General features: G+C 70.9%; 15 protein-coding genes and 1 pseudogene. 14 read left to right on the forward strand and 2 right to left on the reverse strand.

The annotated features are described in order from the left end of the window. The first annotated feature begins 96 nt into the window (after nt 1-96). The 14 genes and pseudogenes from ACZ69Q_RS03775 to ACZ69Q_RS03840 all read left to right on the forward strand — a co-directional run bounded on the left by ACZ69Q_RS03775 (nt 97) and on the right by ACZ69Q_RS03840 (nt 20,021). Nucleotides 97-1,617, forward strand: coding sequence for a sugar ABC transporter ATP-binding protein (locus tag ACZ69Q_RS03775; RefSeq protein WP_471035807.1), 1,521 nt, complete (start codon nt 97-99; stop codon nt 1,615-1,617). Further along, nucleotides 1,614-2,633 carry an ABC transporter permease gene (locus ACZ69Q_RS03780; protein ID WP_471035811.1) on the forward strand — a complete coding sequence of 340 codons (1,020 nt, stop codon included), beginning with the start codon at nt 1,614-1,616 and terminating at the stop codon, nt 2,631-2,633. Before ACZ69Q_RS03775 ends, ACZ69Q_RS03780 begins: the two co-directional genes overlap by 4 nt. Nucleotides 2,634-2,650: 17 nt before the next feature. Continuing rightward, entirely contained in the window at nt 2,651-3,688 is a 1,038-nt protein-coding gene (locus ACZ69Q_RS03785; protein ID WP_471035813.1) for a substrate-binding domain-containing protein, read from the forward strand. A gap of 426 nt (nt 3,689-4,114) precedes the next feature. Further along, a complete protein-coding gene (locus ACZ69Q_RS03790; protein WP_471035817.1) occupies nt 4,115-5,371 on the forward strand; it encodes a Gfo/Idh/MocA family protein in 1,257 nt (418 codons plus the stop codon). A gap of 36 nt (nt 5,372-5,407) precedes the next feature. Further along, entirely contained in the window at nt 5,408-6,406 is a 999-nt protein-coding gene (locus ACZ69Q_RS03795; protein ID WP_471035820.1) for a sugar phosphate isomerase/epimerase family protein, read from the forward strand. Between the two features lie 435 nt (nt 6,407-6,841). Further along, a complete protein-coding gene (locus ACZ69Q_RS03800) occupies nt 6,842-10,564 on the forward strand; it encodes a ThuA domain-containing protein (RefSeq protein WP_471035822.1) in 3,723 nt (1,240 codons plus the stop codon). Between the two features lie 83 nt (nt 10,565-10,647). Continuing rightward, a pseudogene (locus tag ACZ69Q_RS03805) lies at nt 10,648-11,784 on the forward strand (inositol-3-phosphate synthase); the annotation flags it as partial. Nucleotides 11,785-12,311: 527 nt separating this feature from the next. Beyond that, nucleotides 12,312-13,361: an SCO3242 family prenyltransferase gene (locus ACZ69Q_RS03810; protein ID WP_471035824.1), complete on the forward strand. Its 1,050-nt coding sequence runs from the start codon at nt 12,312-12,314 to the stop codon at nt 13,359-13,361. Then, nucleotides 13,358-14,479 carry a sugar phosphate isomerase/epimerase family protein gene (locus ACZ69Q_RS03815; protein ID WP_471035828.1) on the forward strand — a complete coding sequence of 374 codons (1,122 nt, stop codon included), beginning with the start codon at nt 13,358-13,360 and terminating at the stop codon, nt 14,477-14,479. The genes ACZ69Q_RS03810 and ACZ69Q_RS03815 overlap by 4 nt, the downstream gene beginning before the upstream one ends. After that, entirely contained in the window at nt 14,476-15,282 is an 807-nt protein-coding gene (locus tag ACZ69Q_RS03820; RefSeq protein WP_471035831.1) for an EboA domain-containing protein, read from the forward strand. Before ACZ69Q_RS03815 ends, ACZ69Q_RS03820 begins: the two co-directional genes overlap by 4 nt. Then, complete coding sequence (locus ACZ69Q_RS03825; protein WP_471035834.1) at nt 15,282-16,205, forward strand: TatD family hydrolase; 924 nt, start codon at nt 15,282-15,284, stop codon at nt 16,203-16,205. The genes ACZ69Q_RS03820 and ACZ69Q_RS03825 overlap by 1 nt, the downstream gene beginning before the upstream one ends. A 3-nt stretch (nt 16,206-16,208) precedes the next feature. Continuing rightward, entirely contained in the window at nt 16,209-17,378 is a 1,170-nt protein-coding gene (gene eboE / locus ACZ69Q_RS03830; protein ID WP_471035837.1) for a metabolite traffic protein EboE, read from the forward strand. After that, a complete protein-coding gene (locus ACZ69Q_RS03835; RefSeq protein ID WP_471035841.1) occupies nt 17,375-18,865 on the forward strand; it encodes a nucleotide pyrophosphatase/phosphodiesterase family protein in 1,491 nt (496 codons plus the stop codon). Before eboE ends, ACZ69Q_RS03835 begins: the two co-directional genes overlap by 4 nt. Nucleotides 18,866-18,980: 115 nt before the next feature. Then, a complete protein-coding gene (locus ACZ69Q_RS03840; RefSeq protein ID WP_471035844.1) occupies nt 18,981-20,021 on the forward strand; it encodes a sugar phosphate isomerase/epimerase family protein in 1,041 nt (346 codons plus the stop codon). Between the two features lie 65 nt (nt 20,022-20,086). On the opposite strand, the gene ACZ69Q_RS03845 is transcribed toward ACZ69Q_RS03840, so the two are convergent. Beyond that, on the reverse strand, nt 20,087-21,475 hold the full coding sequence (locus tag ACZ69Q_RS03845) for an OFA family MFS transporter (RefSeq protein ID WP_471035848.1): 1,389 nt from the start codon (nt 21,473-21,475) through the stop codon (nt 20,087-20,089). A gap of 1 nt (nt 21,476) precedes the next feature. After that, on the reverse strand, nt 21,477-22,865 hold the full coding sequence (locus ACZ69Q_RS03850) for an OFA family MFS transporter (RefSeq protein WP_471035850.1): 1,389 nt from the start codon (nt 22,863-22,865) through the stop codon (nt 21,477-21,479). Nucleotides 22,866-23,034: the final 169 nt, after the last annotated feature.

Genomic DNA, 23,034 nt, shown 5'->3' on the forward strand with positions numbered 1-23,034 from the left:
GGCTCACCAGCACCGCATCACGCACAGCGCTCAGCTTCGCCCTGCTCTGCCTCGCCCCGCCCTGAAACCGGCCCGCACGCCCGCCAAGGGGACCTCATGGCACCAGAACCACCGCTGCTCAGCATGAACGGCATCACGAAGTCGTTCCCCGGAGTCCGCGCCCTCGACGGCGTCGACCTCGACGTCCAGGCCGGTGAAGTGCACTGCCTGCTCGGCCAGAACGGCGCCGGCAAGTCCACCCTCATCAAGGTCCTCGCCGGCGCCCACCAGCCCGACACCGGCACCATCCGCTGGCGCGGCGAGGAGGTCACCCTCCGCTCGCCGATCGCCGCGATGCGCCTCGGCATCGCCACCATCTACCAGGAACTCGACCTGGTCGAGCACCTGTCGGTCGCCGAGAACGTCCACCTCGGCCATGAACCCACGGCCGCCGGCTTCGTCGTACGCGGAAAGGCGGCGCGGGCGTCAACTGCCCAACTCCTCAAGCGACTTGGACATCCCGAGATCGATCCGGGCCGGCTGGTCGGGGAGTTGTCGGCGGCCCAGCAGCAGATCGTCTCCATGGCGCGGGCGCTCTCCCACGACGTACGGCTGATCGTGATGGACGAGCCGTCCGCCGCGCTCGACCCCGACGAGGTCGACAACCTCTTCCGCATCGTCGGCGACCTCACCGGCGCCGGAGTCGCCGTCGTCTACATCTCGCACCGCCTGGAGGAGATCCGCCGGATCGGCGACCGGGTGACCGTCCTGAAGGACGGGCGGGCCGTGGCCGGCGGACTCCCGGCGAAGTCGACGCCGACGCGGGACGTCGTGGCGATGATGACCGGACGCAACGTCGAGTACGTCTTCCCCGAGCGGCCCGCCAAGGACGCGACCGGCGGCGATCCGCTGCTGGAGGTGCGCGGACTCGCCCGGGACGGCGAGTTCGAGTCCCTGGACCTGAGCGTGCGGCCCGGGGAGATCGTCGGGCTCGCCGGACTCGTGGGCTCGGGACGCTCCGAGATCCTGGAGACGATCTACGGCGCCCGCAAGCCCAGCGCCGGTCAGGTCCTCGTGGACGGGCGGGCGCTCAAGCCCGGCAGCGTACGCGCCGCCGTACGCGCGGGGCTCGGGCTCGCCCCCGAGGAACGCAAGGCGCAGGCGCTGCTGATGCTGGAGTCCGTCACCCGCAACGTGTCGGTGTCCTCCATGTCCCGCTTCTCGCGCGGCGGTTGGATCGACCGCGGCGCCGAACTGGGTGCGGCGCGCGCCGCGACCCGGGAGCTGTCGCTGCGGCCCGACAACCCGTCGGTGCCGGTGCGCACCCTCTCCGGCGGCAACCAGCAAAAGGCCGTCCTGGCCCGCTGGCTGCTGCGCGGCTGCCGGGTCCTGCTGCTCGACGAACCCACCCGCGGCGTCGACGTCGGCGCCCGCGCGGAACTGTACGCGGTCGTGCGGCGGCTGGCCGACGAAGGCCTCGCCGTGCTGCTGGTCTCCAGCGAGGTGCCCGAGGTGCTGGGCCTCGCCGACCGCGTCCTGGTGCTGCGCGAGGGCCGTGTCGTACACACGGCTCCCGCGCGCGAACTCGACGAACACCGCGTACTCGACCTCGTCATGGAAGGAAGCCCGGCGTCATGACGCAGCACGCCTCACCGCCGCGGGACAGCACCGGCAAGGTGCAGTCGGCCGACGGACCGCCCGCCTGGCGCGGCCTGATGGCCCACGCCGACGTGCGCACGCTCTCCCTGCTCGGCGTCCTCGCCGCGCTGATCGTCATCGGCGGCATCACCAAGCCGGACGAGTTCCTGGACACCCGCAACCTCCAACTGGTCCTCACCCAGGCGTCCGTGATCGGCGTCGTCACCGTCGGCATGACCTTCGTCATCATCTCCGGCGGCATCGACCTGTCCGTCGGCGCGATCGTCGCGCTGGCCTCGGTGTGGGCGACGACGGTCGCCACCCAGGAGTACGGCTTCGCCGGCATCCTCTTCACGGCGGTCGTCGTCGGCGTGGGATGCGGGCTGGTCAACGGAGTACTGATCGCGTACGGCGCGATGGTGCCGTTCATCGCGACGCTCGCCATGCTGGCCTCCGCGCGCGGCCTGGCCCTCCAGATCACCGACGGCAAGACGCAGATCGTCACCATCCCCTCGGTACTCGACCTCGGCGAGCGCGACGCGTACGTCCTCGGCATCCCGCCGCTGGTCATGGTGTTCGCAGTCGTGACGATCATCGGCTGGCTGGTGCTGAACCGCACGACCTTCGGGCGGCGCACGGTCGCCGTCGGCGGCAACGCGGAGGCGGCCCGCCTCGCCGGCATCGACGTACGCCGCCAGCGGCTCTACCTCTACCTGCTGTCCGGACTGTGCTGCGGCATCGCGGCCTTCCTGCTGATCATCCTGGCCGGCTCCGGCCAGAACACCAACGGCAACCTCTACGAACTCGACGCCATCGCGGCCGCGATCATCGGCGGCACCCTGCTCACCGGGGGCCGCGGCACCATCGTCGGCTCCGTGCTCGGCGTCCTGATCTTCACCACGATCACCAACATCTTCGCCCTGAACAACCTGCAGAGCGACGTCCAGCAGATCGCCAAGGGCGCGATCATCGTCGCCGCCGTGCTGGTCCAGCGCCGTACCGCAAGCACGACCTGAGGAAAGGGTTCACCGTCATGCCAGAGCTCACCAGTCGCAGAGGGCTGCTGTTCGGGACCGCCGCCATAGGTGCGGGTGCCCTCCTCGTGGGTTGCACCAGCAATGAGCCCGACGACGAGCCGGCCGCGAACGACCAGCCGGCCGCCGACGACAAGCCCGGCAAGGCCGTCACCATCGGCTTCGCCGGACCGCAGGCCGACCACGGCTGGCTCAACGCGATCAACGACAACGCCAAGAGCCGGGCCAAGAAGTACTCCGACGTCACCCTGGAGATCACCGAGGGGTCGAACGACACCGCCGCGCAGATCGGTCAGATCGAGACGCTGATCAACAAGAAGGTCGACGTTCTGGTGGTGCTGCCCGCCGACGGCAAGGCGCTCACCCAGGTCGGCCTGAAGGCGATGCGCGCGGGCATCCCGGTCATCAACCTCGACCGGATCTTCAACACCCCGCAGGCGTACCGCTGCTGGATCGGCGGAGACAACTACGGCATGGGCCTGAACGCCGGGCACTACATCGGCGAGAAGCTCAAGGACAAGTCCGACGCCAAGGTCATCGAACTGGCCGGCCTGGACAACCTGGAGCTGACCAAGCAGCGCACGCAGGGCTTCGACGACGCCCTGAAGAACTACCCCAACATCAAGAAGGTGGCCCGTCAGGCGGCCGAGTTCACGGTCGAGTCCGGCCAGGCCAAGATGGCGCAACTGCTCCAGGCCCAGTCGAAGTTCGACGCCCTGTGGAACCACGACGACGACCAGGGCGTGGGCGCGCTGCGCGCCATCGAGCAGGCCGGGCGCGACGACTTCCTGATGGTCGGCGGCGCGGGCGCGCTGTCCGCCTTCCAGGCCATCAAGCAGGACGACGGCGTCCTCAAGGCCACGGTCCTGTACCCGCCGACCATGGCCGCGTCCGCCATCGACCTGGCCCGTGCGCTGGGCCAGGGCAAGGGCGTCGGCGGCATGGCCGAGTTCGAGATCCCCGCCTCGATCACGCTGTACTCGGCGGTCGTCGACAAGGCCAACGTCGACCAGTACATGTCCACCGGCTTCAAGTGAGGCGCACCCTGCCCGACGCGGCCGAGGGGCCTGTCGGGCAGGGCCGGGAGCGTCCGGCGGATCGGGCCGGCCAGGGCCGCGGCGCCCGGATGCGGGCCGACCGCCCGGAGCGCGGGCGCGGCGAGGCACGGGGGCGGCCGCCGGGTCCGGATGGCCGGGACGGCTGGGGTACGGCAGGCCGTCCGGCGCGGAGCGCACGACGGCGACCGCCGCGGAGCGCACGACCGCGACGCGCCGCGGAGCGACGGGCCACAGCCCCGGCTCGGGCCTCGGTTCCGGCTGGGGCCACTGCCCCGGCGCCGGCCTCGGTTCCGGTTCCGGCTCGGGCCTCGGTTCCGGCTCCGCCGAGGTCCGGAAGCGACGGCACGATTCCGCAGGACGCCCCGAAACCCCCCACCGCGGCACGACGACGAGGAGGACCATCGCATGGGACAGCCGCAGCAGCCCGAAGAGGCCGAGGCGGAGGCACGGGCCACGGCCGGTGAGACGGGAGTGCCGGTCACGGGGACCCACAAGCCACCACTGCGCGTCGGCATGGTCGGCTACGCCTTCATGGGCGCCGCCCACTCACAGGGCTGGCGCACCGCGGGCCGTGTCTTCGACCTCCCTCGCACCCCGGTCCTGGCCGCGATCTGCGGACGGGACGCGACGGCCGTGCGGGCGGCCGCTGAGCGGCACGGCTGGGAGTCGGCGGAGACCGACTGGCGTGCGCTGATCGCGCGGGACGACATCGACCTCGTCGACATCTGCACCCCGGGCGACAGCCACGCCGAGATCGCCCTCGCAGCGCTGGCCGCGGGCAAGCACGTCCTGTGCGAGAAGCCCCTCGCGAACACCGTCGAGGAGGCCGAGACCATGGCCGCGGCGGCCGAGGAGGCGTACGAACGCGGGCAGTTGGCGATGGTCGGCTTCAACTACCGTCGTGTCCCCGCCACCGCGCTGGCCCGCAGCATGGTCGCCGAGGGCCGCCTGGGCACCCTGCGTCATGTGCGGGTGACGTACCTCCAGGACTGGCTCGTGGACCCGCAGTTCCCGCTGACCTGGCGGCTGCGCAAGGAGCTCGCCGGTTCGGGCGCGCTCGGCGACCTGGGCGCGCACATCATCGACCTGGCGCAGTACCTGGCGGGGGAGCAGCTCGGCGGGGTGTCCGCCCTCACGGAGACCTTCGTGAAGGAACGGCCGCTGCCCGGCGGACCCACGAGCGGCCTGTCCGCCGTCTCCGCGAACGGCACCGGCCAGGTCACCGTCGACGACGCCGCCGTGTTCACCGGCCGCTTCCCCTCCGGCGCCCTCGCCTCCTTCGAGGCCACCCGCTACGCCACCGGCCGCAAGAACGCCCTGCGCATCGAGCTCAACGGCGAGCTCGGCTCGATCGCCTTCGACCTGGAGCGGCTCAACGAGCTCTCCTACCACGACGGCAGGGAACCGGGCGCGCACGCCGGCTTCCGCCGCATCCTCGTCACCGAGCCCGACCACCCCTACCTGGACGCCTGGTGGCCGCCGGGCCACGGCCTCGGCTACGAGCACACCTTCGTCCACCAGGCCCGAGACCTGGTCCACGCCGTCGCCGAGGGCCGCCGGCCGTCACCCTCCTTCGCCGACGGGCTCCAGGTGCAGCGCGTGCTCGCGGCGGTGGAGGAGAGCGCCCAGAAGAACTCCGTCTACACCCCGATCGCCGTCTGAACCACCCCGATAGCGGCCTGAGGAGGCTGACGCGCAATGCCGCGTACGTTCACGCTGTTCACCGGCCAGTGGGCCGACCTGCCGCTTGAGGAGGTCTGCCGGCTCGCCCGCGACTTCGGCTACGACGGGCTCGAACTCGCCTGCTGGGGCGACCACTTCGAGGTCGACAAGGCCCTCGCGGACCCGTCGTACATCGACTCCAGGAAGGCGCTGCTCGACAAGTACGGCCTCAAGTGCTGGGCGATCTCCAACCATCTGGTCGGCCAGGCGGTCTGTGACGCCATCATCGACGAGCGCCACCAGGCCATCCTGCCGGGCGAGGTGTGGGGCGACGGGGACCCGGAGGGGGTCCGGCAGCGCGCCGCGGCCCGCATGAAGGACACCGCTCGTGCCGCGGCCGCCCTCGGCGTCGACACCGTGATCGGCTTCACCGGCTCGGCGATCTGGCATCTGGTCGCCATGTTCCCGCCGGCGCCCGAGTCGATGATCGAACGCGGCTACGAGGACTTCGCGACCCGCTGGAACCCCATCCTCGACGTCTTCGACGAGGAGGGCGTCCGGTTCGCGCACGAGGTCCACCCCAGCGAGATCGCCTACGACTACTGGACGACCTGGCGAGCTCTGGAGGCCGTCGGGGGCCGCCCCGCCTTCGGCCTGAATTTCGATCCCTCGCACTTCGTGTGGCAGGACCTCGACCCGGTCGGGTTCCTGTGGGACTTCCGCGACCGCATCTACCACGTCGACTGCAAGGAGGCCCGCAAGCGCCTCGACGGCCGTAACGGGCGCCTCGGGTCGCATCTGCCGTGGGGCGACCCGCGCCGCGGCTGGGACTTCGTGTCGGCCGGGCACGGCGACGTCCCCTGGGAGGACGTCTTCCGGATGCTGCGCTCCATCGACTACAAGGGCCCGATCTCCGTGGAATGGGAGGACGCCGGCATGGACCGGCTCCAGGGCGCCCCCGAGGCACTGACCCGGCTGAAGGCCTTCGACTTCGAGCCACCGAGCGCGTCCTTCGACGCCGCGTTCAATAGCTGAACCGCGCACCCGGCGCAGGTCGGGGACGGGGACCGGGAGCACCGCCGGTCCCCCCTCCGACCTGCGCGGATCCCGCTTTGTCCTGCGATGGGAAAAAGTTCAACCGATCCTGACGCAAGGGGTGTTCGGCCCGGACGGACGCGGTTACCGTCCCTGAAGTGTTCAGGACACACACGGAGTTGTTCAGGACACACGGCAGTGGTCAGGACACACGGCAGTGTTCGGGACACACGGCAGTGGTCAGGACACACGGCAGTGGTCAGGACACACGGCAGTGTTCGGGACACACGGCAGTGGTCAGGACACACGGCAGTGGTCAGGACACACGGAAGAGTTCATGGCACAGCCCCCTCCGGGGTGACGGCGCACCCCGGCGCCCGCACCGCACGTCCACGCACCCACCCAGTACGGCCCACCCGTTCCCGGAGGGACTTCGTGCACAGAACGAGACTCAGAAGCACCCGCACCCCGAGGCGTCCCAGACTTCGCACCTCCCTCGCCCTGTTCACCGGCCTGCTCCTGGCCGTGGGCACCCCGGCGACCGTCGCCGGCGCCCACCCCGGCCACCCCGAGCACGACGAACCGGCCGCCGCCGAAGGGCAGTTCCAGCAGGTTCCGCTCGCCAAGGGCGAACCCGAGATGGGCGAGCCGATGTCGCTCGCCGTGCTCCCGGACCGCAGCGTCCTGCACACCTCGCGCGACGGCACACTGCGCCTCACCGACCAGGGCGGCGTCACCAAGGTCGCCGGAAAGATCCCGGTCTACAGCCACGACGAGGAAGGCCTTCAGGGCGTCGGTATCGACCCGGACTTCAAGAACAACCGGGCGATCTACCTCTACTACGCCCCGCCGCTGGACACCCCCGCGGGCGACGCCCCGGAGACCGGCACCGCCGACGACTTCAAGAAGTTCGACGGCGTCAACCGCCTCTCCCGCTTCGTCCTCAACGCCAACGGCACGCTGAACATGGCCAGCGAGAAGAAGGTCATCGACGTCGCGGCCTCCCGCGGCACCTGCTGCCACGTCGGCGGCGACATCGACTTCGACGCGGCCGGCAACCTCTACCTGTCGACCGGCGACGACACCAACCCCTTCGCCTCCGACGGCTACACGCCGATCGACGTCCGCGAGGGCCGCAACCCGGCCTTCGACGCCCGCCGCAGCGCCGGCAACACCAACGACCTGCGCGGCAAGCTCCTGCGTATCAAGGTCGCCGAGGACGGCTCGTACACCATCCCGGAAGGCAACCTCTTCGCCCCGGGCACCGAGAAGACCCGTCCCGAGATCTACGCGATGGGCTTCCGCAACCCGTTCCGGATGAGCGTCGACGACAAGACCGGCATCGTGTACGTCGGTGACTACGGCCCCGACGCGGGTGCCGCTTCGGCGACGCGCGGCCCGGCAGGCCAGGTCGAGTTCGCCAAGGTCACGAAGGCCGCCAACTTCGGCTGGCCCTTCTGCACCGGCAACAACGACGCCTACGTCGACTACGACTTCGCCACCGGCACCTCCGGCGCGAAGTTCGACTGCGCCGCCCCGAAGAACACCTCGCCGTACAACACCGGCCTCACCGACCTGCCGCCCGCGCAGGCCGCCTGGATCCCGTACGACGGCGGCTCCGTGCCCGAGTTCGGCACCGGTTCCGAGTCCCCGATGGGCGGCCCGGTCTACCGCTACGACCCCGACCTCGAATCCAGCGTGAAGTTCCCCGAGTCCTACGACGGCGACTTCTTCGCGGGTGAGTTCGGCCGCCGCTGGATCAAGCGGATCGAGCAGAACGACGACGGCTCCGTCGCGAAGATCAACGACTTCCCGTGGACCGGCACCCAGATCATGGACATGGAGTTCGGCCCCGACGGCGCGCTCTACGTCCTCGACTACGGCATCTCCTGGTTCCAGGGCGACGAGCACTCCGCGCTGTACCGGATCGAGAACGCCGAGGACGGCTTCTCGCCGATCGCCGAGGTGAGCGCCGACAAGACGTCCGGAGCGGCCGGCCTCAAGGTCAAGTTCACCGGTTCCGCCAAGGACGCCGACTCCCCGAACCTCACCTATGGCTGGGACTTCGGCGACGGCACCAAGGGCGAGGGTCTCACCCCCACCCACCAGTACAAGAAGGTCGGCACCTACACCGCCACCTTCACCGCCAAGGACCCCGAGGGCAACACGGGCAACGCCAGCACCCGGATCGTGGTCGGCAACACCGAGCCCAAGGTGAAGATCGACATCCCGGGCAACGGCGCGATGGCCGAGTTCGGCAAGCCCGTCCCGTTCAAGGTGACCGTCACCGACCCCGAGGAGACGGTCGACTGCTCCAAGGTCAAGGTCGTCTACAGCCTCGGCCACGACTCCCACGCCCACGAGCTGACCAGCGAGATGGGCTGCGCGGGCACCCTGACGCCGCCCGCCGGTGACGGCGGTCACGACCCCAACGCCAACATCTACGGCGTCGTCGGCGCCAGTTACACCGACGGCGGGGCGAACGGCCAGGAGGCGCTCACCGGCACCGCCCGCGCCGTGCTCCAGCCGCTGCACCGCCAGGCCGAGCACTTCGGTACCCAGTCGGGCGTGAAGGTCTACGACAAGACCGGCGCCAACGGTGGCAAGACCGTCGGCGACATCAACGACGGCGACTGGATCGCCTTCACCCCCTACCGCTTCGACGGACAGAAGAAGATGACCGTGCGGGCCGCCTCCGGCGGTGCGGGCGGCTTCATCGAGCTGCGCACCGGCTCGCCCGACGGGCCGCTGCACGGCTCGGCGTACATCCCGCCGACCGGGAGCTGGGAGACCTTCCAGAACGTCGACGTGCCGCTGCGGGCGCTGCCCAAGGGGACCACGCAGATCTACCTGGTCTTCAAGGGCGGCGAGGGCGCGCTGTACGACGTGGACGACTTCGAGTTCTCCAAGGAGCCGTTCCGGGGCGGCAAGAAGGTCCTCGTCTTCTCCAAGACCGCCGGCTTCCGGCACGACTCCATCCCCGCCGGAATCGCGGCCCTCAAGGAGCTCGGCGGCCCGGCCGGCATCACGGTCGACGCGACCGAGGAGGCCCGGCAGTTCACCACGACCAACCTCGCCAAGTACGACGCGGTGGCCTTCCTGTCCACCACCGGCGACGTGCTGAACGCCGATCAGCAGAAGGCGTTCGAGGACTACGTGGCCGGTGGCGGCGGCTACATGGGCATCCACGCGGCCGCCGACACCGAGTACGACTGGGCGTTCTACGGCGGCCTCGTCGGCGCCTACTTCGACTCGCACCCGGCCATCCAGAAGGCCACCGTCCGCGTCGAGGACCACGACCACCCGTCCACCGCGCACCTCGGCGACGCCTGGGAGCGCACCGACGAGTGGTACAACTACCGCACCAACCCGCGCGGGCAGGCCAAGGTCCTCGCCACCCTGGACGAGACCACCTACCAGGGCGGCAACATGAAGGGCGACCACCCGATCGCCTGGTGCCAGAGCTACGGCGGCGGCCGGTCCTTCTACACCGGCGGCGGCCACACCAAGGAGTCCTACGCCGATGAGGCCTTCCGGGGCCATCTGCTCGGCGGCCTCCAGTACGCCACCGGGCAGGTCAAGGCGGACTGCAAGCCGAGCAAGGACTACCGGAAGATCTTCAACGGCCAGACCCTGGAGGGTTGGAAGCAGGCCGGCCCCGGCAAGTTCAACGTCAAGGACGGCACCCTGGAGTCCGAGGGCGGCATGGGCCTTCTCTGGTACCAGGCCAAGGAGCTGAAGTCGTACTCCCTCAAGCTCGACTGGAAGATGCAGGGCGACGACAACTCCGGGATCTTCGTGGGCTTCCCGGCCTCCGACGACCCCTGGTCCGCGGTGAACAAGGGCTACGAGATCCAGATCGACGCCACGGACGCGCCCGACCGCACCACGGGCTCCGTCTACTCGTTCAAGTCGGCGGACATCAAGGCCCGTGACCGGGTTCTGCGACCGCCCGGCCAGTGGAACTCCTACGAGATCAAGGTCCAGGGCGAACGCCTCCAGGTGTTCCTCAACGGAGTCAAGATCAACGACTTCACCAACAAGGACCCCGAGCGGAGCCTGACCGACGGCTACATCGGCCTCCAGAACCATGGCGCCGACGACCAGGTCTCCTTCCGCAACATCCAGTTGAAGGAACTGCCCGTCACGGGTAACTGAACGGCGGCGGGCGGGGAACGCCGGATCCCCGCCCGCCGTCTCCACCCCTCTTTTCGGGTTCGCGCACGATCAGGAGGCAGCCCATGTCCGCGTCCCTCTCCCGACCGCGTGTGGGAGTGTGGCTGATCGGAGCCCGAGGCTCCGTCGCCACCACCGTCGTCACGGGGTGCGCCGCCATCACCGCGGGGCTGCATCCGCCCACCGGCATGGTGACCGAGACCCCGGCGTTCGCCGGCAGCGGCCTGCCCGCGCTGTCCGACCTCGTCTTCGGCGGCCACGACACCCTCGACTGCCCCCTGCCCAAACGCGCCGAGACGCTGACCGCCGGCGGCGTCCTCCCGCCCGGCGTCGCCACCGCCGTCACCGCCGAACTCGCCGCCACGGACCGGGAGATCAGGCCAGGCGGCCCCACCCCGGGTGACACGAGGAGCGAGGCCGAACTGATCACGGCCTTCGCCGACGACATACGGGACTTCGTACGCCGCCATGAGCTGGAGCGGGCGGTCGTGGTGAACGTCGCCTCGACCGAACCCGCGTCCCAGGGCCCCGACGCCCCGCTGCCCGCCAGCACCCTTTACGCGCTGGCAGCCCTGCGCGCAGGCTGCCCCTACATCAACTTCACCCCCTCCGAGGGCATGCACCACCCCGTCGCCGCCCGCGAGGCCGAGCGGAGCGGGCTGCCCTACGCCGGCCGGGACGGCAAGACCGGCCAGACCTTGCTGCGGGCCGTGCTGGGCCCGATGTTCGCGCAACGGGCGCTGAACGTGCGGGCCTGGTCCGGCACCAACCTGCTGGGCGGAGGTGACGGCGCGGCTCTCGCCGACCCGGCCGCCGCCGCGGCGAAGAACGCCGGCAAGGAACGCGTCCTCGCCGACACCCTCGGCACCGTCCCCGAGGGCGAGGTCCACATCGACGACGTCCCCGCCCTCGGCGACTGGAAGACCGCCTGGGACCACATCGCCTTCGACGGCTTCCTCGGCACCCGCATGATCCTCCAGACCATCTGGCAGGGCTGCGACTCGGCCCTCGCGGCCCCCCTGGTACTGGACCTGGCCCGCCTCACGACCCGCGCCCACCAGGCCGGCCTGACGGGCCCGCTCTCCGAACTGGGCTTCTACTTCAAGGACCCGGTGGGACAGGGTCCCGCGAGCCTGGGAGAGCAGTACGCGACGCTGACGGGACTGGGGGAGCGGCTCCGCTTGGCGGGCGGGGACGGGGAGGTGCCGGCGACGGCCGGGGGCGGGGACGGCGCGCGGGGTGCGGGTCACCGCGGGGCCGTGGAGGTGGCTGCTGCGCGGGGCCTCGATGTGCGTGGGTCGGGTGAGGTGGCTGCTGCCCGGGGCGCGGGTCTGCCGGAGTCGGGTGAGGAGGCTTTCGCTCGGGCCGCCGGTGACCAGGAGTCGGGTGAGGAGGCTGCCGCTCGGGGCCTCGATGTGCGTGGGTCGGGTGAGGTGGCTGCTGCCCGGGGCGCGGATCTGCCGGAGTCGGGTGAGGAGGCTTTCGCTCGGGCCGCCGGTGACCAGGAGTCGGGTGAGGAGGCTGCCGCTCGGGGCCTCGATCTGCGAGGGTCGGCTGTGAAGGCCGCCGCTCGGAGCGCCGGTCACCGCGAGTCCGCCCCTGAAGCTGCCACGCGTGGTGCGACGGCTCGGGGCGAAGGCGTCGCCCGGGACGCCGGTCACCGAGGGGCCGCCGGTGAGGCCGCCGCCCAGGGTGTCGATCCGCGCGAGCCCGCTGACGGGGAGCGGTCGTGAGCCGTAGCCGTGCCTGGGCCGAACTGCTCCGGCTCCCCGCCCTGTTCACCGTCCCCGGCGACGCCCTGAGCGGTGCCGTCACGGCCGGCGGGCGGCCCAACCACCGCACCCTGCTCGCCATCGGCTCCTCCCTCTGTCTCTACGAGGCCGGCATGGCCCTCAACGACTGGGCGGACCGTGCGGAGGACGCCGCCGAACGCCCCCACCGCCCGCTCCCGTCCGGCCGCATCCACCCCGCGGCCGCCCTCACCGCCGCCTGCGCCCTGACCGGTGCCGGCCTGGCCCTCGCTGCCGGTGCCGGCCGCCCCGCTCTCACCGTCGCCGCGCCCCTCGCGGCCACCGTCTGGGCCTACGACCTCGGCCTCAAGCACACCCCTTGCGGCCCCGCGGCCATGGCCACGGCCCGTGCCCTGGACCTCCTCCTCGGCGCAGCGGCCACCACCGGCCACACCCGCGCCGCACTCCCGTCAGCCGCGCTGCTCGGCACCCACACGCTCGCCGTCACCGCAGTGTCCCGCCAGGAGACCAAGGGCGGTTCACCCCTGGCGCCACTCGCGGCCCTGACCACAACGGCCCTCCTGAGCCGCCTCCTGGCCCACCGCCCCACCGGCTTCCCGGCGGACCGGACCCCGGGCACCGGCCTGGCCGGCATCCACCCGGAGTCAGCCACCCCCACCCGGCCGGCCATGGAGGTCACCCTTCCTGCCACGGCCGAGCCCGCCACCGCCGGGCACCGACGACGTGGGCCCGGACACGCCCTGCGGACGACCCAACCCCGGCCAACCACCCCCGCCTGGCCGCCCGCCCGCGCCCTGACGGCAGCCCTCGCCGCCGCCTACGCCGCGACCGCCGCCCGCCCTTACTTCCACGCCACCCTCAACCCCTCACCTCCGCTCACCCAACGAGCCGTCGGCGGCGGCATCCGCGCCACGATCCCGCTCCAGGCCGCGCTGTCCGCCCGATCCGGAGCCGGCCTCACCGCCCTGGTCATCGCGGGACTCGCCCCTCTCGGCCGACGGTTCGGAAGGAAGGTGAGCATCACATGAGCCGGACGACCACCGTCCCGGGCCGCCCCGCCGAGGCATCGCGAGCCGACGGCGACCCGCACGGCACAAGTGTCAAACATGCCACCGCCGGAGCCGACGGCGACCCGCACGGCACAAGTGTCAAACATGCCACCGCCGGAGCCGACAGCGACCCGCACGGCACCAGCGCCGAGCACGCCACCGCCCCCGTCGCTCAAGCCTCCGCGGCCCCCCTCCGCTTCGGCTACGGCACCAACGGCCTCGCCGACCTCCGCCTCGACGACGCCCTGGCCCTGCTCGCCGACCTCGGCTACGACGGCGTCGGCCTGACCCTCGACCACATGCACCTCGACCCGCTCGCCCCGGACCTCGCCGCCCGCACCCACCGCCTCGCACAGCGGCTGGACGCGCTCGGTCTGGACGTCACGGTGGAGACGGGCGCCCGCTATGTGCTCGACCCGCGCCGCAAGCACGGCCCCGCCCTGCTGGACCCCGACCCGGACGACCGAGCGCGCCGCGTCGACCTGCTGATCCGCGCCGTCCGGGTTGCCGCCGACCTCGGCGCTCACGCCGTCCACTGCTTCAGCGGAATCACGCCGCCGGAAACGGACCCGAACACCGCCTGGCACCGCCTGACCGACGCGCTCACCCCCGTCCTGGAGGCCGCCACCACCGCCGGCGTTCCCCTCGCCGTCGAACCCGAACCCGGTCACCTCCTCGCCACCCTCGCCGACTTCGACCGGCTCCGCCGCACACTCGGCGACCCGGAACACCTCGGACTCACCCTCGACATCGGCCACTGCCAGTGCCTCGAACCCCTCTCGCCCGCCGACTGCGTACGCGCCGCCGCCCCCTGGCTGCGCCACGTCCAGATCGAGGACATGCGCCGCGGCGTCCATGAACACCTCCCCTTCGGCGACGGCGAGATCGACTTCCCACCCGTCCTCGCCGCCCTCGCCGCCACCGGCTACCAGGGCCTGACCGTCGTCGAACTGCCCCGCCACTCCCACGCGGGCCCCCACTTCGCCGAACACTCCCTCCCGTTCCTCCGCAGCGCCGAGGCCACGGCCACCAGATCACCCGTACTCGTCCCACCCCATGGCGATCCCTCCGCCACCCCCGAAGGGAGCACCTCATGACCCACCCCCGCACCAGCCCGGCCACCCCGGGCGCGGACACCGACAGCCGCCCGCCCGGTGAGAGCCGCCCGCCCGGTGAGAGCCACGCGCCCGGCGAAGCCACGCACCGGACGGACTCCGACGACGGCACACCCCTCGCCCTCACCCCGCCCACCGAGCTACGCGCCCACCTCGCCGCCCGCCTCGAGCCGGCCGCCCGCACCTGGCTCCACCGAGCCCTGGACGAGGCCGCCGCCAACCCCGGCACCCACGGCCCCATCTCCGCCTGGGAGCTGCGCATCGCCGAGGCCGGGCGCCGCTGCGGCCCCGACCACGCCGACGCCGCCCGCGTCCTCATCCTGCACGCGGCCCGCGCCGACACCGACGCCCTCACCCGGGTCTACTTCCAGGGCACCGGAGCCGAACGCCGCGCCGTCCTGCACGCACTGCCCCACCTCGTGTCCGGCCCGCAGGCCCTCCCACTCGTCGAGGACGCCCTGCGCACCAACGACACCCGGCTCCTCGCCGCCGCCGTCGGCCCCTACGCCGCCCGGCACCTCGACCCCCACCAATGGCGGCACGCCGTCCTGAAGTGCCTGTTCACCGGTGTCCACGTCGACACGGTGGCCGACCTGGACCGCCGCGCCCACCGCGACGCCGAACTCGCCCGCATGCTCGGCGACTACGCCGCCGAGCGCACCGCCGCGGGCCGTTCCGTGCCCGAAGACCTGTACCGCGTCCTGACCTTGACCGACCCCACGGCCACCCCGCCCGCGCCCGCCGCCGAGCGCGGCGGCCACGGCACCGACGGCAAGGAGTCCTGATGCGCCTCTTCGACCCCCACATCCACATGACGTCGCGCACCACCGACGACTACGAGGCGATGCACGCTGCCGGCGTCCGTGCCGTCGTCGAGCCCTCCTTCTGGCTCGGCCAGCCCCGCACCTCTCCCGCCTCCTTCCTCGACTACTTCGACTCGCTCCTCGGCTGGGAGCCCTTCCGCGCGGCGCAGTACGGAATCGCCCACCACTGCACGCTCGCCCTCAACCCCAAGGAGGCGAACGACCCGCGCTGCGTCCCCGTCCTCGACGAACTGCCCCGCTATCTCGTCAAGGACCAGGTCGTCGCCGTCGGTGAGATCGGCTATGACTCGATGACCCCCGCCGAGGACACCGCCCTCGCAACCCAGCTCCAGCTCGCCGCCGCCCACGAGCTGCCGGCCCTCGTCCACACCCCGCACCGTGACAAGCTGGCGGGCCTGCGCCGCACGCTCGACGTCGTCCGGGAGTCCGCACTGCCCGCGGACCGCGTCCTGGTCGACCACCTCAACGAGACCACCGTCAAGGAGGCCAAGGACAGCGGCTGCTGGCTCGGCTTCTCCGTCTATCCCGACACCAAGATGGACGAGGAGCGGATGATCGCGATCCTTCGCGAGTACGGGCCCGAGCAGGTGCTGGTGAACTCCGCCGCCGACTGGGGCAGGAGCGATCCCCTGAAGACCCGCAAGGTCGCCGACCTGATGCTCGCGGAAGGCTTCGGCGAGGACGACGTGGACCGGGTGCTGTGGCGCAACCCTGTCGCCTTCTACGGACTCAGCGGCCGGCTCGACCTCGACGTCGCAACCCCGGACGCGACCCACGAGGGCAACTCCATCCTCCGTGGCGCCCCGAAGGACCTCGATGAAGGGCCAGGAGGAGCACCGGGACAGCGGGACGACCCTGCCGCCGCCCCGGCTCCGGGAGCGTGAGTCATGCGTTTCCGCCACCGCGACGGCTCCACCGTCCACCTCGCCTACTGCACCAACGTCCACCCGGCCGAGACCCTCGACGGCGTCCTCGCCCAACTCCGCGACCACTGCGAGCCCGTCCGCCGGCGGCTCGGCCGCGACCGCCTCGGCATCGGGCTCTGGCTCGCCAAGGACGCCGCCCAGGCCCTCGTCACAGACCCGTCCGCCCTGCGCGGCCTGCGCACCGAACTCGACCGGCGCGGCCTCGAGGTCGTCACCCTCAACGGCTTCCCGTACGAAGGCTTCGGCGCGGAAGAGGTCAAGTACCGCGTCTACAAGCCGGACTGGGCCGACCCCGAACGCCTCGACCACACCACCGCCCTGGCCCGAGTCCTCGCCGGCCTCCTCCCCGACGACGTCACCGAGGGCAGCATCTCCACCCTGCCCCTCGCCTGGCGCACCGCCTACGACGACCGCCGCGCCGAGACGGCCCGCATCGCCCTGCGCACCCTCGCCGAACGCCTCGACGCCCTGCGGGAGTTGACCGGCCGCGACATCCGCGTCGGCCTCGAACCCGAGCCCGGTTGCATCGTCGAGACCACCGGCGATGCCATTGCCCCGCTCGCTGCGATCGGACACGACCGCATCGGCATCTGTGTCGACACCTGTCACCTCGCCACCTCCTTCGAAGACCCGCCGTCCGCGCTGGACGCGCTCACCGAAGCCCGCGTCCCCGTCGTCAAGTCCCAGCTCTCGGCCGCACTGCACGCCGAGCACCCGCACCTCCCCGATGTCCGCGAGGCCCTCGCCGCCTTCGACGAACCCCGCTTCCTGCACCAGACCCGCACCGCCACCGCCGCCGGCCTACGCGGCACCGACGACCTCGGCCAGGCCCTCAACGGTGAGGCCCTCCCCGACGCCTCCCCGTGGCGCGCCCACTTCCATGTCCCGCTCCACGCGGCCCCCGCCGCACCTCTCACCTCCACGCTCGATGTCCTGAAGGACGTCCTGGCCCGGCTCGTCGGCGGACCGCACCCGCTCACCCGGCACCTGGAGGTCGAGACCTACACCTGGCAGGCCCTGCCGGCCGAGCTGCGGCCCCGCGCCCGCAGCCAGCTCGCCGAGGGCATCGCCGCCGAACTCACCCTCGCCCGTGACCTGTTGACCGACCTCGGCCTCAAGGAGCTGCCATGACCGAGCCACCAGAACCGGCAGCCCAGGAAGGCCCAGCAGCCCAGGAAGGCCCAGTAGCGCCGGAAGATCTCGCCACCCACCCAGCCCTCCGAGCTGACGTAACCGCCTCCGGCCGACCCACCCCGCTCCTCGTCCTGGACGTCGTCGGCCTGACCCCCCGTCTCCTCGACCACATGCCCCACCTCAAGACGCTCGCCCAGTCCGGCTCGCAGGCGCCGCTCGGTACCGTCCTGCCCGCCGTCACCTGCGCCGCCCAGTCCACGTTCCTCACGGGCACCCACCCGTCGGAGCACGGCATCGTCGGCAACGGCTGGTACTTCCGCGACCTCGGCGACGTACTGCTGTGGCGCCAGCACAACGGCCTGGTCGCCGGCGACAAACTCTGGGACGCCGCCCGACGTGCCCACCCCGGCTACACCGTCGCCAACATCTGCTGGTGGTACGCCATGGGCGCCGACACCGACATCACCGTCACCCCCCGCCCGGTCTACTACTCCGACGGTCGCAAGGAACCCGACTGCTACACCCGGCCCCCGGCCCTGCACGACGAACTCACCGACAAATTGGGCACCTTCCCGCTCTTCCATTTCTGGGGCCCCGGCGCGGACCTCGTCTCCAGCCGCTGGATCATCGACGCGACCCGCCACATCATCCGCACCCGGCACCCCGATCTGACGCTCTGCTACCTCCCTCACCTCGACTACGACCTGCAGCGCTTCGGCCCCGACGACCCGCGCTCACTGAAGGCGGCCTCCGACCTGGACGCGGCCATGGCCCCGCTCCTGGACGACGCCCGAGCGGAGGGCCGTACCGTGGTGGCGCTCTCCGAGTACGGCATCACCCGCGCGGACCGCCCCGTCGACATCAACCGCGCCCTGCGCCGCGCGGGGCTGCTGGAAGTGCACACCCAGGACGGCATGGAGTACCTCGACCCGATGGCGTCACGCGCCTTCGCGGTCGCCGACCACCAGATCGCCCATGTCTACGTACGCCGGCCGGAAGACCTCGACGCGACCCGGGAAGCACTCGACGGACTGGCCGGCATCGAGCAACTCCTCGACGACGAGGGGAAGAAGGCCCACCATCTCGACCATCCGCGCTCCGGCGAACTCGTCGCCGTGGCGGAGCCGGATGCCTGGTTCACGTACTACTACTGGCTCGACGACGCCCGAGCGCCCGACTTCGCGCGACTCGTCGAGATCCACCGCAAACCCGGCTACGACCCGGTGGAACTCTTCATGGATCCCCGCGACCCCTACGTCAAGGTCAAGGCCGCGACCGCGCTCGCGCGCAAGAAACTCGGCATGCGCTACCGCATGGCGGTCGTGCCCCTGGATCCGTCACCTATTCGCGGCAGCCACGGCCGCCTTCCCGCGAGCGACGACGACGGTCCGCTCCTCATCTGCTCCACCCCCCGCGCTGTCGGCGACCGTGTCGCGGCCACCGACGTGAAGTCACTCCTGCTCCAACTCGCCGGTCTCGGCTGACGGGTCACGGCCGGCGCGCACCAGCTCGCCGGTCCCACCGGCCCGTCCCTTCCGACTGGTCCCCAGTGAAGCACTCACCACTGACAACGGCCTTCGATCTCAAGGAGTTCCAGGCATGAGCCGCATTTCCCAGACGGACCCCGAACTCACCCACCGCCTCAGCAGACGAGGCATGCTCGGCGTGGCGGCGGGCGCCACGGCCGCCGCCCTGGTGGGCGCCGCCACCACCCCCGCGACCGCCGCTCCGGCTCCCGCCGCAGCCTCCCACGGCCGCGGCCGTCCCGTCCTGCCGCCCGGCCGCCTCGGCATCCAGCTCTACAGCCTGCGCGACAAGGTCTCCACCCTCGGCTTCGCGCCCGTCTTCGCCGAACTGGAGAAGTACGGCTACGACGAGGTGGAGTTCGCCGGTTACACCCAGGGCTCGGCCGGCCCGATCACCCTCGCCCAGCTAAAGCGGCTGGCCAGGAACCACGGCCTGAACCCGATCGGCAGCCACGTCGGCTACTACTCCAGCGACCCGAACGCCTACACCTTCGCCCAGAACCTCACCAAGGTCCTGGACGACGCCCAGGCCCTGGGCCTGAAGCACATAGGCACCGCGTCCGGGCCGTTCCGCTACGGCTCCACCGTCGACGCCTGGAAGCGCGCCGCCGAGGAGTTCAACACCTACGGCGCGGCGGCCAGGGCGCGCGGCATGAAGTTCTACCAGCACAACCACTCCGAGGAGTTCTCCTTCGCCACGGACAACCCCAAGGTCCGTCTCTACGACGTGCTGCTCGCCGAGACCGACCCCGACCTCGTCTTCCTGGAGATGGACATCTACTGGGCCTACTCGGGCCAGTTCCGCTTCTCCAAGCGCCCCGACGGCTCACCCGCCCCCTTCGAGCCGCTGAACTACGTCCTGAAGCAGCCCCACCGCTACCCGCTCTTCCACGTGAAGGACGGTGTGAGCGACCCGTCCGACACGTACGGCTACCGCATGGTCGACGTCGGCGACGGCGACATCGACTACAAGAAGTTCATCTCCGCCGTGACGCGGCTGCGCGGTGAGCGCTCCGCCCACCACTGGCAGGCGGAGCACGACAACCCGACCGAGTCCTTCACGTTCGCCCGCCGCTCCAGCGAGCACCTGCACTCGCTGCGGGAGAAGTGCTGACGGCCGTACCACGATGAGGAGGCCCTCCCCGGAACCGGGGAGGGCCTCCTCATGTGGGCGACACGTCAGCGTGCGGGACTCGGCACCGCCGTGCGCCCCGGCTGCCGCAGTAGCAGCGCGATCGCCGCTGCCACGATCGACACGCCGCCGGCCAGTGCGTAGGCGCCGTCGTAGCCCCAGGCCGCGACGACCATGGAGCCCAGACCGCCGCCGAACAGGCCGCTGATCAGCTTGCCGCTGTAGACGAGACCGTAGTTGGTCGCGTTGAAGTTCTCCCCGAAGTAGTCCGGGGTGAGCGCCGCGAACAGCGGGTAGAAGGCGCCGCCGCCGAATCCGGAGAGGAACGCGAAGAACAGGAACAGCCACTCGCTCCTGAGGTCTCCGGCCCAGATCACGCCGAACTGGGCGAGACCCAGCACGACGATCACGAACACCAGGGTCGACTTACGGCCCCATCGGTCCGACAGCCAGCCCACGACACCGCGGCCGACGCCGTTGATGACCGCCATCACGCCCATCGACGACGCCGCGACCAATGGGCCGAAGCCCACTTCCTTGGCGTAGTCGACCTGGAAGGAGATGCCGAAGATCGACACCCCGGCGGTCAGCACCACGGACAGCCACATCAGTGGCAGCATGCCCGTCCTGATGGCCTCCCGCGGTGTGTACTGCTTCACCGCCGGAGGGTTCTTGGCCAGGCTCGCCGCGCTCTTCTCGCTGCCCGCGTACGACAGCGGATCGATGTCCGCGGGCCACCAGTTCTTCGGCGGGTCCTTGAAGAAGAACGCGCATCCGAAGACGACGATCATGATGTAGCAGCCGATGAGGTCCAGCACGCGGTGGTAGTTCGCGGTGTCGAACCCGTAGTTGAAGATGAAGATGAACGGCAGCGATCCGTACGCGAACCCGCCATTGACGAACCCGGTCCGGGCGCCGCGCCGCTCGGGGAACCACTTGCCGACCATGTTGATGCAGGTCGCGTAGACCAGGCCGGCGCCGATGCCGCCGACGACGCCGAAGCCGAGGATCGCCAGCCAGACGTTGTCCAGGTGCGACAGGGCGAGGAACCCCAGCAGACACATGCCGGAGCCGATGTACATCGCGGAGCGGGCCGTCAGGATGCCCTTCTCGCGCAGCCAGCCCGCCGGGAAGGCGATGCCGGCCTGGAAGAACACCCAGACGCTGAGGATCCAGAAGGTGTTGCTCTGCGTCCAGCCGTGCGCGTGGGACAGAGTGTCCTCCGCGGAGCCGTACGCGTATTCGAAGACGCTGATGGCCATCATGGCGATCCACGGGAGGTACACCATGATCTTGCGGGAGTGGCCGAGGATGTCGCGGTCGGTCTCGCCGACGCGGTAGACGCGACCTCGTGAGTCGGTCACCTCGCGGTAGGGACGGTGTGCGGCGTCGGATTGTGCGGACGAGCTCTTTGCTGCGTACGGATCTGCCGTCATGTCAGGCCATGTCCTCGCCGAGAGGTCGGGGGTTGGGGGCGATACCGCGCGTGTTCTTGTCGCGTCCCGGCGGACTGAGGAACAGGGCCACGCAGCCGGCGAAGAGCGAGATGGAGCCGGCCAGGATGAAGGCACCGGAGTGTCCCCAGGCGCTGACGACCACGGCGCCCATGCCCGCGCCGAGACCGGAGACCAGCTTGGCGCTGTAGACCATGCCGTAGTTGGACGCGTTGTTGTTCTCACCGAAGTAGTCGGCGGTGAGCGCCGCGAACATCGGGAAGATGGCGCCGCCGCCGAAACCGGAGATCGCCGAGAAGATCAGGAAGAACGTCAGATGCTTGCTCTCGGCCGACCAGAGGATGCCGTACTGGGCGAGGCCCAGGATGACGCAGACGGCGAGCAGGCACCGCTTACGGCCGTACAGGTCGGACAGCCAGCCGATCACGCCGCGGCCGGTGCCGTTGACGACCGCCTTCAGCGACATGGCCGTGGCGACGATGCCGCCCGCGAAGCCGGCCTCCTCGCCGATGTCCACCTGGAAGGCGATACCGAAGATGTTCACGCCGGAGGTGCACGCCAGGCAGAACCACATCAGGGCGACCCGGCCGGTCTTCCAGGCCTCCAGAGGGGTGTACTGGCGCACCGCGGGCGGGTTCATCCGCAGCGAGCGGGCAGCGCGCGGGTCCTTGGGAGGGTTGAGCGGGTCGATGTCCGCGGGCCACCAGTTCTTCGGCGGGTCCTTGAAGAAGAAGCCGGCCACCCCCACCATCAGGGCGAGGAAGAGACCGACCGAGACCAGCACCCAGCGGAAGTTGGTCAGGTCCATGTAGCCGGTGAAGAGGAAGACGAAGGGCACCGAGCCGTAGGCGAAACCGCCGTTGACGAAGCCTGTCTTGCCGCCCTTGCGCTCCGGATACCACTTGCCGACCATGTTGACGCAGGTGGCATAGACCATACCGGCGCCCATGCCGCTGAACATGCTGAAGCCGATGTACGCGACCACGACATGTGGTGCGTAGGCCAGCGAGAGGTAGCCGAGCAGTGTGCCGGCGGCACCCAGCATCATCGCGAAACGGGCGGGCAGCTTGCCGGATTCGCGCAGCTTGCCGGCCGGGAAGGCCACCGCGGCCTGGAAGAACACCCAGACCGTCATCATCCAGAAGATGTGCGCACTGGCCCAGTGGTGCGCGGTGTGGAGCGTGTCCTCGGCGGACGCGAACGCGTACTCGGCGGAGGAGATGCCCATCATGCCGACCCAGGGCAGGATCACCATCCACTTGCGCTTGCGTCCCATGATGTCGACGTCTGTCTCGCCGACGCGGTAGACGCGTCCGTTCTTGTCGGTCACCTCCCGATAGGCGGCGACTCGCGTAACGTCGGTGGTAGTCACGTTAATTGCACCCCTTGCGTCGAAAGTTCTGGCCAGCGCCCCCTGTCCAATGCCTTTCGTGCGCGCGCGGGTCCCGGGGGGGGGGGGGGGGGGGGAGGAGAGGGGAACCCCCACCCCCCCCCCCCCCCCCCCCCCCTGGTTGTGGGGTGTGGGGGGGAAGGAGGGAGGG

This window comes from Streptomyces sp. NPDC036764, assembly GCF_055609385.1.

Coding starts and splice junctions, on each gene's coding strand:
- ACZ69Q_RS03775 (WP_471035807.1), top strand. CDS start 97: ATGGCACCAGAACCACCGCTGCTCAGCATGAACGGCATCACGAAGTCG.
- ACZ69Q_RS03780 (WP_471035811.1), top strand. CDS start 1,614: ATGACGCAGCACGCCTCACCGCCGCGGGACAGCACCGGCAAGGTGCAG.
- ACZ69Q_RS03785 (WP_471035813.1), top strand. CDS start 2,651: ATGCCAGAGCTCACCAGTCGCAGAGGGCTGCTGTTCGGGACCGCCGCC.
- ACZ69Q_RS03790 (WP_471035817.1), top strand. CDS start 4,115: ATGGGACAGCCGCAGCAGCCCGAAGAGGCCGAGGCGGAGGCACGGGCC.
- ACZ69Q_RS03795 (WP_471035820.1), top strand. CDS start 5,408: ATGCCGCGTACGTTCACGCTGTTCACCGGCCAGTGGGCCGACCTGCCG.
- ACZ69Q_RS03815 (WP_471035828.1), top strand. CDS start 13,358: ATGAGCCGGACGACCACCGTCCCGGGCCGCCCCGCCGAGGCATCGCGA.
- ACZ69Q_RS03820 (WP_471035831.1), top strand. CDS start 14,476: ATGACCCACCCCCGCACCAGCCCGGCCACCCCGGGCGCGGACACCGAC.
- ACZ69Q_RS03825 (WP_471035834.1), top strand. CDS start 15,282: ATGCGCCTCTTCGACCCCCACATCCACATGACGTCGCGCACCACCGAC.
- eboE (WP_471035837.1), top strand. CDS start 16,209: ATGCGTTTCCGCCACCGCGACGGCTCCACCGTCCACCTCGCCTACTGC.
- ACZ69Q_RS03835 (WP_471035841.1), top strand. CDS start 17,375: ATGACCGAGCCACCAGAACCGGCAGCCCAGGAAGGCCCAGCAGCCCAG.
- ACZ69Q_RS03840 (WP_471035844.1), top strand. CDS start 18,981: ATGAGCCGCATTTCCCAGACGGACCCCGAACTCACCCACCGCCTCAGC.
- ACZ69Q_RS03845 (WP_471035848.1), bottom strand. CDS start 21,475: ATGACGGCAGATCCGTACGCAGCAAAGAGCTCGTCCGCACAATCCGAC.